The organism is Streptococcus australis (assembly GCF_003943615.1).
Lineage (GTDB): Bacteria > Bacillota > Bacilli > Lactobacillales > Streptococcaceae > Streptococcus > Streptococcus australis_C.
In genome coordinates this window covers 1-18,501 of sequence record NZ_RJPZ01000001.1, presented here as the reverse complement: position 1 = coordinate 18,501, position 18,501 = coordinate 1, and the positions used below count along the sequence as shown (strand labels likewise).

Sequence of the window (18,501 nt, the reverse complement as noted above, 5' to 3'; positions counted from 1 at the left end):
CTCCATTTGATTTATGAAAAAATAGCAGACAAGCTATTCAATTGTCCCAAGAGCAACAAGATCCCCATAATGATGATGATCAAGCCACCAATCTTCTTTAGTAACAAGAGATGGGGTTTTAGACGATTAAAGTATGGGAGAACGATCCCAGACGCTAAGGCCAAAAGTAAAAACGGAATGGCCATCCCTAATGTATAAATGAAAAGGTAAAGAGCTCCCATCAAGGCATCTTGTCCATTTGATGCAGCTAAGGCAAGTACAGAGCCGAGAACAGGACCGATACATGGCGTCCAACCAAAGCTAAAACCAAGCCCAAGGAGAAAAGCGGAGAACAACTCATTCTTCTGTTTGTTGGCCCCGAAATCCATTGTCTTCTGCTTCTCTAGGAAGTTGAAATGAAAGACTTCCATCTGATGAAGACCAAGAATAATGATGAGGGCTCCCATCAGGTAACGGAACCAATTGGTGTACATGATTTGACCAAGCAAACCTGCCCCGAAACCAATGAGGAGGAAAATAACAGAAATACCTGCGATAAAACACAAGGTCTTTACAATCCCATGCCAGCGAATCTTTTTCCCAAAAAGCTGGATGGATTTTTCCTGATCGCTTCCTAGCAAGACGCCGATGTATACCGGAAGTAAAGGAAAGACACAGGGAGAGAAAAAGGAGAGAATGCCTGCCAGAAAGACAGTAAAGGAGAAAACGATTTGATTCATAAAACACTCCGTATATTGATATGCTACACCTAGTATAGCATTCAAATCCCTAAATTGAAAATTTCTGCTACGCTTTGATTTCTAAAGGATCATTTAGAAACTAGTTTCAAAACCAAATAAAAACTCCAAAGCACATAACTTTGGAGTTTAATTTTCTACTTATTCTTCTGCTGCATTTTGTTTATTTGGCAAAAAGAGAGAGAGGACAATACCAACTACTGCTGGTAGTAACCATGGAAGGGATTGGGTAGCAAATGGCAAAGTTTTAATGATAGTAGCTAAGCCTGAAAGTTTGAAGGTACTTGCAAGAACATCTGCAATCGCCACCAAGCTAACTGCAAAAATGGTTAGTTGCATCCCTGGTTTTGAAAGGTCGATAAATTTATTTACAATCACAATCAACACAATGGTGATTGTGATTGGATAGAGAATCATCAAAACAGGCAATGAGAAGGTAATAATCGCGTTCAAACCAAGGTTGGCAATCGCAAACCCAATCAAAGTGAAAAGTGTCGCATAAACCTTATATGAAATCTTAGGGAAGGTCTTATGGAAGAATTCTCCTGTTGAAACGATCAAACCAGCTGTTGTTGTGAAACAAGTCACCGTCACCATCCCTGCAAGGAAGATTTGAGCAACTGGACCAAAGATAGCCTTGGTTGCTTCTGAGAGGACATAAACACCCTTATTGGCATCAGATGCCATCACTTCTGCTGGAATTGGGAAGTGATTTCCAAGGTATCCTAAACCGATATACAAAATACTAAAGCCAATGGCTACAACGATTCCAACAATCCAGATCGTTTTAATGTATTCTTTTTTGCTGGAAAAACCCAGTTGATTGAGGGTAGTTACTGCAATCACACTAAAGGCTACTGAAGCAAGAGCATCCAAGGTGTTATACCCTTCAAGGAAACCTTGACCAAAGGCAGACGCTTGATAAGCTTCTGTTGCAGATTGTGGCGCATGTCCGCTGTATTTGAGGGCACCAAGGACAACCAATACAACGATCAAGATAGCAAAGACTGGTGTCAAAATCCGACCAATACTATCTAGGATTTTAGAAGGATACAAGGCAATCAAATAAGCTAAACAGAAATAAATCAAGGTGAAAATAAAGAGGCTCAGTTTACCACTTGATTGTCCCAACAAGGGAGCGATCCCAACCTCGTAGGAAACCGTAGCTGTTCTTGGAATGGCAAAGAATGGACCAATAGACAGATACAAGGCTACAAGATAAACGATGGCAAACCAAGGAGCGATTTTACGTGAAATCTCATGGATATACCCTTTAGGATTAAGCGTCCCAATGATCAAGGTAATAATCGCAATCCCTACTCCTGATAAGACAAATCCAGCAATAGCTGGCCAAAAATGGCTACCCGACTGGGCACCTAGCGCAGGTGGAAAGATCAAATTCCCTGCACCGAAGAAAATACCAAATAACAGCAAACCTGTTAAGGAACCTTTTCGTAACATATGTTCTCCTTTACATTTTTCAATCTTATCTAGTATAACAGCTTTCTTCCACCACAGCAATTCTTTTTTTCTGAATCTATTGATTTTCTCAATTAGCAGTTAAGGCTTTTAACAATATTGAACGATTGTGGAGTTAATGAGCACCTTTTAGTCAATTGTGCTACAATATAACTACTACTACATTTAGGAGTCATCATGTTTCTAAATATATTCTGGTTGGTTCCAGCTACCATTTTTTTATTTTTCTTTTTGAACGACCGCAGAAGACTGATCAATGCTTACCTCTTTTCAATAAGTTTCGGCCTTTTTCTCCTGATTTCTGCCCTTCTACTCGTTGTTCGTACGGAGCTCTGGTTTAACCAGCAGATTGGTATCATTGTTTTTTCAGTACTTGCTATCCTTGTTTTACTCAGTATTATTTTCTCAACTGTTTTTCTTCTTTTTAACGGCCGTCAAATGATGTCTTTTGAAGGCAAAAGATTGGCTAACCTCCTCTCACTCCTATATGGGATCTTTATTATCGGCGCCTTGGCGCTACATTTCCTTCCTGATTTCCCAGGAAAAGATATCTTGATTTACCCAACAGACTTCGCCCTCTTTTACTCGACCTTTCTTTATCTCTCCTATGTTTTATATGGGACTTTTTGCAATTACTTCCCCGTTCGTAAAGAGCCGGATGCTATCATCGTCCTTGGCTCCGGTCTAATTGGGGATAAAGTACCACCACTTTTGGCCCAGCGTCTAACTAAAGCAAAGACTATCTATGAGCAGTTCGAGGGACGACCAAAACTAATTGTTTCTGGTGGGCAAGGTGCTGATGAGTTAATCTCAGAGGCGGAAGCTATGGCAAACTACCTGATGGAACAGGAGGTATAGAAGGATGCTATTCTGATCGAGAATCGTTCTCGAACGACTTTTGAGAATCTAACATTTAGTAAGGCTATTCTTGAAGATCAGGGACTAGGAAAGAGTGTCCTTGTGGTGACCAATTCCTTTCACGCTCTTCGGGCTTGTGTCTTTATGAGACGATTAAAAATTCCTGGACGCAGTGTCGGTTCAAAAACAGCTTTTTATTATCTCCCATCGGCTTGGATCCGAGAAACGGTTGGGCTAGTTTCTCTCTATTGGAAATGGCATGCTGCTTTCTTAGCTTTTCTGTTTCTGTCTTGGTTCTTTTCACAAATCATGAGTATCGTGAACTATTTCTTTAATTACTAACCAAAAAAAGTTCTCTGCAAATTAGCTGAGAACTTTTTTATATCATGTCTAATGATCACTAAAGCGTCTGTATTCAATCCGGAAATCAAAGTAATTCTCTGCTTGCAGTTTATGGAAGATGTCCCGATAAGCCTCTTCATCAAATTGATCGCCTCGATAAAGAATCTCAAAACTCAGGTCATCGTATTCTAAAAAGGCATTGGCTGGTTTGAAGCCGTTCCGCAAATAGAAGTCCATCCGAGCCCGTCGTTGTTCTAGATTATCACATTCTTCATCTAATCGCTCAACTTCTAAGAGCATGGTCCGTTGATAAAACTCGACTAATTTTTCAATAATTTCTTGACCATAGCCATGGCTTCGTAAGTGTGGCATAATGGCAAAGAAGCTGACGTAAAAGGCCTTGGCATTTGAAATAGCAAAGGCAAACCCGACAAATTCTTCCTCATTATAAAAAGCAAAAAAATGAGCATCATCATTGTTCGTATAGCGTAAAAACTCCGATAAAGGAATCCGTTCCTCTTCAGGGAATGCCTCGGTATTCAACCGCTCGACTTTATCCAGATCTGGGAACGTTTCAGTGATTAATTGGCTGGTTAAGCGCATAAAGCCTCCATTTCTGCTTCGATTATAGCAGAAATTCAAAGCGCTTTCAAGAGAGAGCTCTTGCTACGCTCCTTTTCCCCCCTTGTTTGCTGTTTTTAAACTTGTTATAATGGCTGTATGAAAAAGAAAGCCACAGTGGACCTAGTTCACAGTCCAATCCTCCCTGCTCTTTTGAGCTTTGCCTTTCCTATTTTATTGTCTAACCTCTTTCAGCAATTGTACAATACTGCGGACATTCTCATTGTTGGTCGCTTTTTAGGGGGACCTGCTCTTGCGGCTGTTGGGGCTACCACTGCAATTTTTGATCTGATTATAGGATTTACCCTAGGTGTTGGTAATGGCATGGGCGTTGTCATCGCTCGCTTCTATGGGGCCAGAGATTTTAAAAAAATTAAAGAAGCTGTTGCTGCCACCTGGATCTTGGGGGCTATTCTAAGTAGTCTAGTGATGCTTCTAGGTTTTTTAGGCCTGTATCCCTTACTGCAACTGTTAGGAACTCCAAAAGAGATTCTCCCACAATCCTATCAATATATTTCTATGATTGTCTCCTGTGTAGGTGTTAGCTTTGCCTAAAATCTCTTTGCTGGACTACTGAGAGCTATTGGCAATAGTTTAGCAGCATTAGGTTTTCTTCTCTTTTCTGCTTTGGTTAATATTATTCTGGATCTCCTTTTTATTACTTATCTTCATATGGGGGTTCAATCTGCAGGATTAGCAACGATTCTCTCTCAAGGTCTTTCAGCCATTCTCTGCTTCTTTTATATCCGTAAGAAAGCACCTATACTCCTTCCTGAAAGGAAACATTTTAAATGGAACCAGGACCTTTATCTTGATCTACTTGGTCAAGGATTGGCCATGGGGTTGATGAATTCGATCGTTTCTATCGGCAGCGTCATTCTTCAATCTTCCGTTAATTCGCTTGGTACTATCATCATCAGTGCACAAACAGCTGCTAGACGGATCATGTCTTTTGCCCTGCTACCTCTGGCCTCCATCTCTTCCTCTATCACGACCTTTACTTCGCAAAACTACGGCGCGAAACAATCAGATCGAATTGTAAAAGGCATAAGCATCGGAAGTCGACTGGCCATCTTCTGGTCGCTTCTAGTATCCGGCCTGCTCTTCTTATTTAGTGCACGTTTCGTTTCCTTTATCGCTTCTTCTAGCGATCCTTATTTGATTCAAAATGGAAGTGCATATCTTAAGATTAGTTCGATTTTTTATCCAGTTCTTAGTTTACTTTTAATCTATCGAAATTGTCTTCAAGGACTAGGACAAAAACTTCTTCCTCTTATTTCCAGTTTTATTGAACTTTTTGGGAAGATTGCTTTTGTTATTCTTATTATCCCTCAAACGAGCTATTTAGGAATTATTCTCTGCGAGCCAATTGTATGGATTCTTATGACTCTCCAATTAATCTATTCTCTTTATAATCATCCTATCATTCAAGAGGGAAGACGTATCAAAAATTAGGATGACTTGCGCCATAGACTTGTCTTTCCTTTCAATGACGATTTCTGGTGTATAAGCTAGCCAAGCAATTTTCTAGAGCCAAAATCCTGTCATTGTGCATATTGGGATGATAGTTTTTGCTTGTTTGGGTAGATCTGGTTTGATCGCATATTTTTGTAATGTCTGAAGGCCATTCAGTAGTTTTAGACGAGCCAAAGACTTATTTATTCAGAGGACCGATTTGGCCCTCTTTTTTTCAGTTGGATTTCCGTTTTATCAATTATAAATACAATAAAAAGAGAGCGATGATTCTCTCTTTTTGATGTTGCTTATGATCCTACTTCTTCTTTTTTAGAAAACTGACTGGTGTATAATTCATAGTAAAAACCTTTTGAAGCTAATAGCGATTCATGGTTTCCTTGTTCAATAATTTGACCTTCTTTGAGAACTAAGATCTTGTCTGCTTCTTGAATAGTAGACAAGCGATGGGCAATGACAAAGCTGGTCCGCCCCTTCATCAAATTCTTCATAGCCTTTTGAATCAAGAGTTCCAGACGCGTATCAACTGAAGAGGTTGCTTCATCTAAAATCAAAATTTTAGGATCAGCTAGAAGGGCACGCGCAATGGTTAACAACTGCTTCTGTCCCAAAGAGATATTACTAGACTCCTGGTTCATCTCCATATTGTAGCCCCCCGGAAGGGTCCGGATAAAATGGTCAACATTGGCAGCCTTTGCAGCAGTGACAATTTCTTCATCTGTAGCATCTAAATTTCCAAAACGGAGGTTTTCTTTAATGGTCCCTTCGTAGAGCCAAGCATCTTGTAGAACCATCCCAAACTGCTTGCGATAGTCTTGGCGAGATAAATCACGAATGTCGTAACCATCAACCGTAATAGATCCCTTGGTCACATCGTAAAAACGCATGAGCAAGTTGATGAGGGTTGTTTTCCCTGCTCCTGTCGGACCAACAATGGCCACCATCTCCCCAGGATTGACCTCAAGGTTAAAATCACGGATCAAGGGTTTATTCTCCACATACTGGAAATCAACATGATTGAAACTAACCTGTCCGGTGAGATCCTTTTTAAGGGCTTCATTCTTACCAAGCACTTCGTCTGGCTCGTCTAAGACCTGGAAGACCCGATCGAGTGAGGACTTAGCGCTTTGCAGTGTACTGGCCAACTGACTAAGGTTTTGAATCGGTTGATTGATTTGCCAGACATACTGGACATAGGCCTGCATGTTTCCGACTGTGAGTCGTCCTGCTAGGACTTGTAGTGCACCTACAAGAGCAACTAGAAGATAGGTAAGATCGGAAATGGCGTTTAGAACCGGCATCATGAGTCCAGAGATGAAATTCGCTTTAAATCCCACTTTCTGCAGTCGCCGAGTAATTTCGCGGAAGTCTTCCTGTGACGATTCTTCTCGCACGTAAAGTTTTAAAACGTTAAAACCACTTAAATTTTCCTGAACAAACCCATTTAATGCTCCAAGCGCATCAGCTTGTTGCTTAAAGTAAGGCTGGGATTTCTTCATAATGAACTGAGCACCAAAGAAGGTAATGGGAATAGATCCTATCACGATTAACCCAAGGGTTAAGTTGAGATAGAGGACCATAGCAATGACCAGAATAAGGGTGAAAATAGCATTCACAATCTGTAAGAAGGACTGTTGCAAGGCATTGGATACTGTCTCAACATCACTTGTAAAACGACCGAGAAGGTCTCCGAATTGGTGCTTATCAAAGTAAGAAACTGGGATGCAGTTGATTTTTTCAGATAAATCATTGCGCATATCCTCGATTGTACTTTGGACGGCATTGGTCATATAGTAATTGGAAAAATAGGATCCTAGTTCGTAGAGTACTCCACGGAAGAGATAAATAATCATGACCCAACCAACATAGCTAGCGTTGATCTGTGCCCCTGGCACTCCTTTCATCATATCTGTCAGGTTAGCAGTTAATTCCGTAATGGCAAGGCCTAGGATATAAGGTTCAACTACACTCATGACTACACTCAGAATTTTAAGAAGAGTGGCGAAAATAACGGCATAGCGATAGGTTTTTAAATAGCCCCAAAGGCGTACAAAACTGGAACGTTTTTCTTTCATTTTCTCCTCCCTCCTATTCTTCTGTCAATGATTGGTTATTCAACTGAGAGCGAGCAATTTCACTGTAGATTTCATTGGTTTCCAGAAGCTCTTCATGGGTTCCACGACCAACGATTTCTCCATGATCCAAGACAATGATTTGATCCGCATCCATAATGGTCCCAACCCGCTGGGCTACGATTAAAACGGTCGCATCTCCAGTCACTTCTTTTAGACGTTTTCTCAGCGTGGCATCTGTCTTATAATCAAGAGCTGAGAAGGAATCATCAAAGATATAGATATCTGGCTCCTTAACAACGGCACGTGCAATCGATAAACGCTGCTTCTGACCTCCAGAAAGGTTGCTACCACCTTCTGCTAAATGAGTGTCAAACTGCTCTTCTTTACTCTCGATAAATTCCTTGGCTTGGGCCACATCTGCCGCTTTGTCTAGCTCTTCTATACTCGCATCTTCCTTCCCATAGCGAAGGTTTTCAGCAATAGTACCTGTAAAGAGCAAGGCTTTCTGTGGAATGAAACCAATTTTATGGCGCAAGGCTTTGAGGTTAAAATCTCGCACATCCACTCCGTCGACTAGTATTTTCCCTAGGGTTACATCGTAGAAACGTGGAATGAGCTGGACGAGAGAGGACTTACCAGAACCAGTCGATCCGATAAAGGCAATGGTCTCCCCTGGCTTAGCCTTAAAGGAAATATTGTGAAGGACAGGATTCTCTGTTTCACCAGGATAGGCAAAAGTAACATTATCAAACTCCAGATAGCCCTTGGTTTCTGTCTCAGTAACCCCATTTTCATTAGGATCAATGGAAATGGGCATGTCCATGATTTCCTTCAAACGTTGGCTTGAAACAGCTGTTCGTGGGTACATAGTGAAGAGATTGGCTAGGAATAAGAAGGATAGCAAAGCATGGAAACTGTATTCGATAAAGGCGACAAGATTCCCAATTTCTAAGCTCCCATCCCCCAGAGGATCCAAGGCAAACCACACAATCGCTACAATCATCGCAATGATGATTTGAACAAAAAGTGGCTCCGTCAAACCAGTCAATTTAAAGAGTTTATTGGAATTGTCCGCATAGACTGCATTGGCTTGGCCAAACTTTTCTTCCTGGAATTCCTCACGTGCAAAAGCACGAATAACCCGGAGGCCTGTAAGATTTTCTCGCGCATATTGATTGAGCTTATCCAGAGTTTCCTGCTGCTTCTCTGACAAAGGCTTGGTCTTAACAGCGACATACCAGACGACCACGGCTAAAAATGGCATCGAAATCGCCACAATCCAGGCAAGCGAAGGACTCGTTTGTAAAATCAAGAGAATACTTGACACCATCATGATGGGAGTAATGACCCCAAGTTTTAACATCTGGTCAGAAAACTGCATCAGGACAAAAGCATCAGATGTCATCCGCGTCACTAAAGAAGAAACGCCAATCTTTTCATATTCATGGTGAGAATATTCCTGAAGCTTCTCATAAAGATCATTTCGCATATCCATAACCATGGTTGTAGTAATCTTACCAACCGCATAAGCCAGAACGATTCGACCAAGAATTCCGACGATGATCACACCAAACATAACCCAGGCCCAGAAATAAACTCGCTCTATATTTCTCGGATTGATCCCCTCATCAATCATACGGGCCAAAACAGTTGGCAAACCGAGGTTTACAATAACAAAAAAGATGGCAGCTGTAAAATTCAAGCACAACCATTTTGGATATTTTCTCAAATAGGACCAAATATATCCCATACCTTACTCCTCCCTATACAATAAAAAAGCACCCTCAAGTACTTTTTAAGCTATTTTACAAAGCACGTTGGCTCCTTCAAGTCATCCCTATTATATCAGATCCCCCCTAGGCTAGCAAGAAAATGAGCTGATGAAAGGCAAAGAATAAAAAAGAGGATAGCCTCCGCTATCCCTTCTAAAAACGATTATTTTTGACGTTTGAATTTTGCATCTTTGAAGAAAGCAAATGTTTCGCTATCGTTAGACTTAAATTTACTCAAGTCCAAAGTTAAAACATCCCCGTCAATCTTATACTTGACTTTATCATTACCACCTTCTTCTGACTCAAGAGTTTTGCTACCTTGATCAGCTTTTAGGTCAAATGATTTCTTTCTATTATTTCCTAGGGCATTCATTTCAACAGTCAATTTGGCTTTTTTATCTTTAATTTCGATCGTCATTGACAAAGAAATTTGATCAGCGACTTGCTCAAGTTGCTCTTCAGTAGCCCCTTGCTCTTTAAGGATGCTTTTAATTTGTTCCTTCTCAGCTTTATAGACATATTTCCCATTATCACTAGTTGTAGAACCACAAGCTACAAGGAAAACCGCACCAACTGCCAACAAAGTAGCAAGGACAAGACGTTTAAAGTATTTCATCAGAAATCTCCTTTTTTGTTTATAAAATTATTCTATCAAAAAAATGGAAGTTTAACAATATAATAAATTAGTAAGAACTTGATAATGACTTGAAGCAATTGATGAGCCTTACATTCAAAATAATTTAAGGCTGAGATTTTGTATGTTACCTATTTATCAGAATCCTCTTCTAACCATAAGATTTTATTCTTTTGATCTACTTTTAAATCCACAAACTTCTACTGCTATACTAACTGAAGCAAAAATGGTTTCAATGTTATCCTTAATTTCCAGTTCCACTTTTACTTTTATTTGATCAACGAAAAGACTGGCTCCACTATTTGTTCCACCTTTACAAGAGGCTAGAAGTAAAGTACAAAAAGCAAACAAAGCAAATAACCAGACTTAGAACAAAAGTAAGTATATAACAAATAAAGATCTAACTTCAAAATGGTACACAAAAAACCGAGGTCTAAACCTCGGTTTTCATTTTGATTGGAAACTCTATTATTTAAGAGTAACTGAAGCTCCAGCTTCTTCCAATTTAGCTTTGATTTCTTCAGCTTCAGCTGTAGCAACACCTTCTTTAACAAGTGCAGGTGCACCATCAACAAGTTCTTTAGCTTCTTTAAGACCAAGACCTGTGATTTCACGTACAACTTTGATAACGCCGACTTTCTTGTCACCTGCAGATGTCAATTCAACGTCGAATGAATCTTTAGCAGCACCAGCGTCAGCAGCACCAGCTGCAGCAACAGCTACAGGAGCAGCTGCAGTTACACCAAATTCTTCTTCGATAGCTTTTACAAGGTCGTTCAATTCAAGGATTGAAGCTTCTTTAATTTCAGCAATAATGTTTTCAATGTTCAATGCCATTGTTATTTCCTCCAAATAAGTTTTAAATTTTTTATTTATATTTTTTTGTAGCTAGGCTACGCTGCGTAGCTTAAGATTAAGCTGCGTCTTCTTTGTTGTCTGCAACCGCTTTGACTGCAAGAGCAACGTTGCGCACTGGCGCTTGAAGTACAGAAAGGAGCATAGAAAGAAGTCCTTCGCGGTTTGGAAGAGTTGCAAGAGCAAGGATCTCTTCTTTAGATGCGACAGCGCCTTCGATTGCACCACCTTTGATTTCAAGTGCGTCAGCGTTTTTAGCAAAGTCGTTCAAGATTTTCGCTGGTGCGATAACATCTTCGTTAGAAAATGCTACTGCAGATGGTCCAACAAAAACAGATGCAAGATCTTCAAGACCAGCTTTTTCAGCTGCACGACGTAAGATTGAGTTTTTAATAACTTTATACTCAACTTCGCTTCCACGAAGCTCACGACGAAGAACTGTATCTTGTTCAACTGTCAAACCACGAGCGTCTACAACGACGATTGATGCAGCAGCTTTCATTTTCTCAGCTACTACGTCAACTAGTTCCGCTTTCTTAGCAATAATTGCTTCACTCATTAGTGTGTTCACCTCCGTAATTATTTTGCTTGGGGAATTTTTCCAAAAGAAAAACGCGCCCAAACCTAGACACGAAAGTACAATACGCTTCTTTTTACATGATACGTTTTGTCCTCGGTAGGATACTTATGAGTCGAGCTCCCCTACTGTCTTAGGCAGTTTTTTCAAACCGTTATTTAGTTTATCACATAAAAAAAAAGAATGCAAGTATTTTTGCAAACTTTTTTTAAAAATAGTTAATCTTTATAGATAGTCTTAGTACGATTGAGCCATGCATAGGCCAAGCCCATGATCACTCCTCCTCCTACCCAGTTACCTACAAAGGTAACAGCATAGTGACGAAGCACATTGAAGAACTCTAAGTGAGGCAAATCTTTCGCAATAGAATTAAAAGTAGCTAACGAGAAGGAAGCAAAGTTCGCTGCGATGTGTTCATTGGTAAGAAATACAAACATATAAATAGCTGACAAAGCCATCAGAACTTTCGCTGTTTCATCTTTAAAGAATAAGTAGGACAAAATAGCTATATTAACAAAGATGTTGGCAACAACCCCTTCAAAGAAGACCAATTGATTAGAACGTTGCAACTTCATCTCTACAACCGAACCAAGGAAGCCTTTTNGATTCAGATTTGCAAAAGCACTTGTCTGACTGAAGAGAAATGCGAGGAACAAGGCACCAACCAGATTAAAGAACGTACAATAGAGTAAAATTTCTAAAGCTTTCTTCCAATTAATTTTCTTTAAATAAACACCGGCTGTCAGGTACATCATATTGGAAGTCGTTAACTCACTATTTAAGAAGAGTAAATAAACCAATCCCCAAGCAAAAATAAATGGGAACAAGAAACGACCAGAACCTGGCAAGAAGGTATTGAGCAAATCTGCACCTACAATCCCAACTGCTGTACTCATTGTTAAAAATGCACCCGCAAACATAGAGCGGACAGCATACCGAGCTTTAGAAGCTGTATATAGCTCTTCCTTCTTCTGACATGCTGCTTCTACCTTAAGAACAAAATTTGATTCTCCCATCTGAATCTCCTTATATATTGAATTTGTGAACTTCTTCATTATATCATAGAATAGACTTTCTGAAAAGGTTTTCAGAAAAAATTAGTAAAAATAATGTGTTCTATAAAGAAACGATTTAAAACGATGGAGAGAAAAAACAGACCTTAAAGGTCTGCTTATAATTCAATTTAATTCATATCTTACAAGAAACGATTTGCCCAAGCAATATCCAAGTTCAAGATTTCTTGGGTCGTATATTGTTGGCGATAAGGGTTGTAAACTGTCCCTTCATATCCACCATAAACACTTGGTGAATCATATTGAGTAAGATTGTAAGCTTCAATAATGTGGTTCAATTTTGCATAGTAACTAGTGTCAGTAGCATAAACACCCGTTAAAGCAGCTGTTGCATCCTGATAGCTTGTTGTATTGCTCTTCCAAGCTCCTGCAAAATGACCTTGTTTTAAAACTGCAACGTAGTCTTGTAATGATTCATAGTAGCTTGGGTATGAACGGAAAGCATCATTGATTGTATAGGCATTTCCAGCACCGTCATCTTCCCAAGTTTGCATCACTGCTGATTGACCAGCATAGCTTCCCTTAATACCGAAAAGGTTATAGTGTGGATATGATGACAAACCAGATTGACCTGAGCCACTTTCTAAGATGGCTTGAGCAATCATAACAGATGCATAAAGATCATTCTCTTGACCAAGTTGGCGAGCAGATTCACCGATTTGTGAGATGAAAGCTTCTGTTGGATCTGCGTATTGAGAATAAGCTTCATCGTTAGCACCAACATTCCCTACATGCTCACTCATGGCTGCTGCTACTGTTCCTGCAGCAACCAGAGCCACTAACGATCCAATCAATTTCGATTTATTTAGTATTTTTTTCAATGTGATAATCTCCTAATGTTTTAATGAAAACTCTTTAAGATGATTATAGCACAGAAAAACCCTAAATTGTTGAGTTAAATATTACATTTTAATTACATTATCGATATAAATCAAATAAACAAATAACAACTCGGTAATAATACGATTTATTCCGAAAAACTAAAATCAAAAATTGCGTCCCAAGCTTCTTCTACTCCAGTTTTATTAACCGATGAGAAGATGATAAAAGTATCTGATTTATCAAAATCCAACTTCTTCTTGATTATGGATTCATGCTTGTTCCATTTCCCTCTTGGAATCTTATCAGCTTTGGTCGCAACTAAGATAACAGGGATCTCGTAATATTTCAAAAATTCATACATTTGAACATCATCTGCTGAGGGTTCATGGCGAAGATCGACCAGGCTGACAACAGCTCTTAAGTTCTCTCTGGTTGTCAGATATTCTTCGATCATTTTGCCCCATTTATCGCGTTCTTTTTTGGAGACACGGGCATAACCATAGCCAGGTACATCGACAAAACGAAGTTTGTCGTCGATATTGAAAAAGTTCAACAATTGTGTTTTCCCTGGTTTCCCAGATGTACGGGCTAAATTCTTGCGATTTAACATGGTATTAATAAAAGAAGACTTGCCGACATTTGATCGACCGGCAAGTGCAACTTCTGGGATATCATCTTGAGGATAATGACTTTTATTGGTAGCGCTCAAGAGGATATCCGCATTATGTGTATTTACTTTCATAGAATTTCTTTCTAGGCAGTTTCTAAAATTGGTTTTTCAGTTCCGTTAACGGCTTCTTTGGTGATGCGAACCAGTTTGACGTCTTCTTGACTTGGAACTTCAAACATGACATCCAACATGGTTTCTTCGATGATAGAGCGTAATCCACGAGCACCTGTCTTGCGTTCGATGGCTTTGCTTGCAATTTCTTCAAGCGCTTCGTCATCAAATTCTAATTCAACATCATCAAAGGATAAGAGAGCTTGGTATTGTTTCACCAAGGCATTTCTTGGTTCTTTCAAAATACGGACCAGATCTTCAACTGTCAGTTGCTCCAAAGCAGCAAGAACAGGAAGACGACCAATTAACTCAGGGATAATACCGAATTTTTGGATATCTTCAGCAATAATTTCTTGCATATAAGAGCTGGATTCATCAATGGCTTTGTTGTTTTGGCCAAATCCGATAATCTTTTCACCTAGACGTTGCTTCACAATTTCTTCAATCCCATCAAAAGCTCCACCAACGATGAAAAGAATGTTTTTGGTGTCGACTTGGATCATCTCTTGTTGTGGGTGCTTGCGTCCACCTTGAGGTGGCACGCTGGCAACAGTTCCCTCAATGATCTTCAAAAGGGCTTGCTGTACCCCTTCACCAGAGACATCACGGGTTATAGAGACATTCTCGCTCTTCTTGGCAATCTTATCGATTTCATCTACATAGATAATGCCTCGTTCTGCACGTTCAATATTGAAGTCAGCAGCTTGCAATAGCTTAAGAAGGATGTTTTCAACGTCTTCACCGACATATCCCGCTTCGGTCAAGGCTGTCGCATCTGCGATAGCAAATGGTACGTTCAAGCTCTTAGCAAGAGTTTGAGCTAAGAAAGTTTTTCCTGAACCTGTTGGACCAACCATCAAAATGTTTGATTTTTGTAGATCCACATCGTTGTCTTCTTCACGAGTTTCGTGGAAGTTAATCCGTTTGTAGTGATTGTAGACAGCAACTGCTAGTGCTCGTTTAGCACGATCCTGACCGATGACATAGTGGTTAAGGATATTGAGGAGTTCGATTGGTTTTGGAACCTCTGAAAGGTCTGCTAAGACTTCCTCAGCTAGTTCTTCTCGAATGATTTCTTGAGCTAACTCAACACATTCATTACAGATAAAAGCATTGTTCCCAGCGATAATCTTCTGTACTTCGTCTTGGTTTTTCCCGCAGAAGGAACAATAAACCATCATATCGTTTGATTGATTTGTAGGCATTTTCTTCTCCCGATTCTAAAGTCTGTTTGTAATTTATTTAAATAAAGTCATATAAAAGGCGTGAATCGAATTCACAAGATTAGTAAAGGCATTTAGCAAGAAGAGAGTGGCTAAGCCATAGCGCTTTTTCCTAAGGGTCTGGGAAGCACATACTAGGCAAATCACGCATAAAACAGCCGTAAAAAAGCCAAAGATACTACGTTCCATGAACTAGTCTTCCTTTCTTTCAAAATGTCTAATGGTAAAATCGTAAGGGTTTTTTTCATCTTTCTCGATTGTACGCTCATCTAGTAACTGAAACTGATCCCACTGGAAGTCTTCTGGGAAATAGGTATCTCCTTCCAATTCAGCGTCGATGACAGTCTGATAGAGCTCCTCTAGATAAGGCTCGAATAGACGGATGACCTTCTCACCACCAATAATAAAGAGCGACAAATCCTGATCCTTATACCAGTTTAAAACGTCCTCAACGGAACTTTTTAACAAAACGGTTTCATTCTCTACATCATACTTGTCATCTCTAGAGAGAATAATATTGGTCCGATTTGGCAGGACGCGTTTGTTTAAACCTTCGTAGGTAACTCTTCCCATGAGGATCGCATGGCCCGTTGTCGTATGTTTAAAGTGTTGCAATTCAGCTGGTAAATGCCATGGCATCACCTGGTCCTTGCCGATTACCCCATTCTTTGTCTGAGCCCAAATGCCAATTACTTTCTTACTCATTATTACATCCTTTACACTGATAATTCTATTTTATCAAATTTTTCAAGAAAAGACTGTTTCCAACTATTGCTTCCTTGAGTAAACCTTCCTATTTTTTCAGTCAAAAAAACCGCGAATTAACGCGGTTTTTTATGAGAAAGTTCTTAAACCTTAGTCTTCTTTTTTTCGTTTAGCAAGTCCGAATAATGAGAGACCAGTTAAAGCACTTAGAAGAGCAAGACCTGTTTTAGAAGTTTCCTCAGTACCAGTTTCAGGAAGAACTGCAGTTTCATCAGATGGATTGATGAATTTAGTTTCCTTAGTTTCTGGAACTGGTTTTGGATCTGGTGTTGGAACCGGTGTTGGAGTTGGTGTAGGAACCGGAGTAGGTGTTGGAGTTGGAGTTGGTGTAGGAACTGGTGTTGGTGTCACCGTCTTCTTGTAGATGTGTTGAGTATTACCGTTCTCATCTACAATTGTCTTCACAAACTCGTAACCTGGAATATCTTTCTTCGGTTGCTCACCATCTTCTGTTGGATAACCAGGAATTGGATTTCCATTTTCATCTACGTGTGAAGTTGTAACTTTCTCGTAGACGTGCTCTGTATCACCGTTTGGCAATTTCTTCGTTTCAACGAAGCGATAACCTGGAATTTCAGCTTTTGGTTGTTCACCATCAACTGTTGGATATCCTGGAATTGCTTTACCATCTTTATCTACAAATGTAGTAACTGGTGTTACTGTTGGTGTGTATGTTGCAGAAGCTTTTGTTCCGTTCATATCTTCACGAACAACTGTCACTGATGGAGCCGTTCCAGTAAATTCTGGTTCTGGTTTAAAGGTTACTGTTCCATCTGGTGCTACCGTATAAGTACCAACTCCTTCAATTGTCTTAGTTGTTGAGCCATCTTCGAATGTTGCTGGAACATTGTCATTCATAGGAACACGACTATCGCCTTCCTTGAAGACTGGTTTACCAGATTGCTCTTGACCTTTTGGACCAATTGTTGTTGCTGGTTCACCTGTAGGAGTTACTGGTGTTACTGTTGGGGTGTACTTAGCTGTTACTGGTGTACCATTCTTATCTACACGTTTAACAGTTACGCCAGTTCCTGTTCCTGTGAATGATTTTTCTGGTACGAAGGTTACAGTTCCATCTGGCGCTACTGTGTAGGTTCCTTCACCTGGAATTACCTTAGTTGTTGAACCATCTTCAAATGTTGCTGGAGCATCATCGTCCATTGGTACACTTGGATTACCTTCTGTAAACTTAGGTTTACCTGTTTGTGTTTGACCTTGTTTGTCAGTTGAAGTAACATCTTCACCTGTTGGAACTACTGGAGTAATCTTAGGTGTGTAAGTTGTTTCTACAGCAGTACCGTTAGCATCTTTAGCTTGAACCTTAACTGGAACAACATCACCTGAGTATGATTTGTCAGTTGGTGTGAATGTTACAACACCTGTTTCTTTATCAACTGTGAAAGTACCGATTTCTTTACCTTCTGGTGATTTAGCAACTACTGATGTAGCTGGTTTGCCATTTTCGTCAAGAAGAGTAATGGTATCCTTGTCGATTGGTGCAACTGGGTCACCTTCTGTGAATGTAACAGTACCAGTTTGAACCACACCTTGAGGTGCAACTGATTCAGCTGGAGTTGCAGTTGGTGTTACTGGTGTTACTGTTGGTGTGTACTTAGCTGTTACTGGTGTACCGTTCTTATCTACACGTTTAACAGTTACGCCTGTTCCTGTTCCTGTAAATGATTTTTCTGGTACGAATGTTACAGTTCCGTCTGGTGCTACTGTGTATGTTCCTTCACCTGGGATAGTCTTAGTTGTTGAACCATCTTCGAATGTTGCTGGAACATCATCATCCATTGGTACGTTTGAGTTCCCTGGTGTGAAGGTTGGTTTACCTGATTGTGTTTGACCTTGTTTATCAGTTGAAGTAGCATCTTCAGCAGTTGGGGTTACTGGTGTTACTGTTGGTGTGTATGTCGCAGAAGCTTTTGTTCCGTTCATATCTTCACGAACAACTGTAACTGATGGAGCTGTACCAACAAATGATTTTTCAGGAACAAATGTTACTGTTCCGTCTGGTGCTACTGTGTAAGTACCAACACCTTCAACTGTCTTAGTTGTTGAACCATCTTCAAATGTTGCTGGAACATCTTCGTTGATTGGTACACGGCTGTCACCTGCAGTAAATTCAGGTTTACCNGTTTGTGTAGCACCTTGAATNTCTNTTGTTTCTGCTGGTGTTGCAGTTGGGGTTACTCCTACAACTGTTGGTGTGTATGTCGCAGAAGCTTTTGTTCCGTTCTTATCTTCGCGGACAACTGTCACTGCTGGTGCAGTTCCTACAAAGTTTGGTTCTGGAACGAATGTTACTGTTCCATCTGCTGCAACTGTAAATTTACCAACACCTTCAACAGTCTTAGTTGTTGAACCATCGTCAAATGTTGCTGGAACATCTTCGTTGATTGGAACAGTCT

14 protein-coding genes, 2 pseudogenes and 1 other annotated feature are annotated in these 18,501 nt (G+C 40.0%); of the genes and pseudogenes, 2 read left to right on the top strand and 14 right to left on the bottom strand.

Annotated elements, in window-relative coordinates; genetic code table 11:
- Nucleotides 1-11 precede the first annotated feature (11 nt).
- Nucleotides 12-719, bottom strand: a complete 708-nt coding sequence (ccdA2, locus tag D8785_RS00085) for a thiol-disulfide oxidoreductase-associated membrane protein CcdA2 (protein ID WP_125374040.1) — start codon at nucleotides 717-719, stop codon at nucleotides 12-14.
- Between the two features lie 159 nt (nucleotides 720-878).
- Nucleotides 879-2,198 carry a branched-chain amino acid transport system II carrier protein gene (gene brnQ / locus D8785_RS00080; protein ID WP_125374039.1) on the bottom strand — a complete coding sequence of 440 codons (1,320 nt, stop codon included), beginning with the start codon at nucleotides 2,196-2,198 and terminating at the stop codon, nucleotides 879-881.
- Between the two features lie 195 nt (nucleotides 2,199-2,393).
- On the opposite strand from brnQ, the pseudogene D8785_RS00075 reads away from it, so the two are divergent.
- A pseudogene (locus D8785_RS00075) lies at nucleotides 2,394-3,416 on the top strand (YdcF family protein).
- 48 nt (nucleotides 3,417-3,464) lie between these two features.
- On the opposite strand, the gene D8785_RS00070 reads toward D8785_RS00075, so the two are convergent.
- Nucleotides 3,465-4,019: a GNAT family N-acetyltransferase gene (locus tag D8785_RS00070; RefSeq protein WP_125374038.1), complete on the bottom strand. Its 555-nt coding sequence runs from the start codon at nucleotides 4,017-4,019 to the stop codon at nucleotides 3,465-3,467.
- A gap of 117 nt (nucleotides 4,020-4,136) precedes the next feature.
- On the opposite strand from D8785_RS00070, the pseudogene D8785_RS00065 reads away from it, so the two are divergent.
- Nucleotides 4,137-5,492: pseudogene (locus tag D8785_RS00065) on the top strand (MATE family efflux transporter).
- A 308-nt stretch (nucleotides 5,493-5,800) separates the two neighbouring features.
- Here D8785_RS00065 and D8785_RS00060 read toward each other — a convergent pair.
- The 11 genes from D8785_RS00060 to D8785_RS00005 all read right to left on the bottom strand — a co-directional run.
- Nucleotides 5,801-7,585, bottom strand: coding sequence for an ABC transporter ATP-binding protein (locus D8785_RS00060; protein WP_125374037.1), 1,785 nt, complete (start codon nucleotides 7,583-7,585; stop codon nucleotides 5,801-5,803).
- 13 nt (nucleotides 7,586-7,598) lie between these two features.
- Nucleotides 7,599-9,335, bottom strand: coding sequence for an ABC transporter ATP-binding protein (locus tag D8785_RS00055; RefSeq protein WP_125374036.1), 1,737 nt, complete (start codon nucleotides 9,333-9,335; stop codon nucleotides 7,599-7,601).
- Nucleotides 9,336-9,520: 185 nt separating this feature from the next.
- Entirely contained in the window at nucleotides 9,521-9,973 is a 453-nt protein-coding gene (locus tag D8785_RS00050) for a hypothetical protein (protein ID WP_125374035.1), read from the bottom strand.
- 486 nt (nucleotides 9,974-10,459) lie between these two features.
- Nucleotides 10,460-10,828 (bottom strand): 50S ribosomal protein L7/L12, encoded by a 369-nt coding sequence (gene rplL, locus D8785_RS00045; protein ID WP_001196965.1) that lies wholly within the window; start codon nucleotides 10,826-10,828, stop codon nucleotides 10,460-10,462.
- A 76-nt stretch (nucleotides 10,829-10,904) separates the two neighbouring features.
- Entirely contained in the window at nucleotides 10,905-11,405 is a 501-nt protein-coding gene (rplJ, locus tag D8785_RS00040; RefSeq protein ID WP_012000594.1) for a 50S ribosomal protein L10, read from the bottom strand.
- 38 nt (nucleotides 11,406-11,443) lie between these two features.
- Nucleotides 11,444-11,579, bottom strand: a sequence feature (ribosomal protein L10 leader region).
- Nucleotides 11,580-11,641: 62 nt separating this feature from the next.
- Entirely contained in the window at nucleotides 11,642-12,439 is a 798-nt protein-coding gene (locus D8785_RS00035; protein WP_125374034.1) for a formate/nitrite transporter family protein, read from the bottom strand.
- Nucleotides 12,440-12,618: 179 nt separating this feature from the next.
- The gene (locus D8785_RS00030; RefSeq protein ID WP_023026847.1) at nucleotides 12,619-13,317 is read right to left on the bottom strand and encodes a glucosaminidase domain-containing protein; all 699 of its coding nucleotides are present in this window, start codon (nucleotides 13,315-13,317) and stop codon (nucleotides 12,619-12,621) included.
- Nucleotides 13,318-13,463: 146 nt separating this feature from the next.
- Nucleotides 13,464-14,060: a ribosome biogenesis GTP-binding protein YihA/YsxC gene (gene yihA / locus D8785_RS00025; RefSeq protein WP_125374033.1), complete on the bottom strand. Its 597-nt coding sequence runs from the start codon at nucleotides 14,058-14,060 to the stop codon at nucleotides 13,464-13,466.
- A gap of 11 nt (nucleotides 14,061-14,071) precedes the next feature.
- A complete protein-coding gene (clpX, locus tag D8785_RS00020) occupies nucleotides 14,072-15,304 on the bottom strand; it encodes an ATP-dependent Clp protease ATP-binding subunit ClpX (protein ID WP_125374032.1) in 1,233 nt (410 codons plus the stop codon).
- Nucleotides 15,305-15,514: 210 nt separating this feature from the next.
- Nucleotides 15,515-16,027 (bottom strand): dihydrofolate reductase, encoded by a 513-nt coding sequence (locus tag D8785_RS00010; protein ID WP_125374031.1) that lies wholly within the window; start codon nucleotides 16,025-16,027, stop codon nucleotides 15,515-15,517.
- Nucleotides 16,028-16,177: 150 nt separating this feature from the next.
- Nucleotides 16,178-18,501 (bottom strand): LPXTG cell wall anchor domain-containing protein (locus tag D8785_RS00005; RefSeq protein ID WP_125374030.1); only part of this gene is annotated, 2,324 nt, incomplete at its 5' end.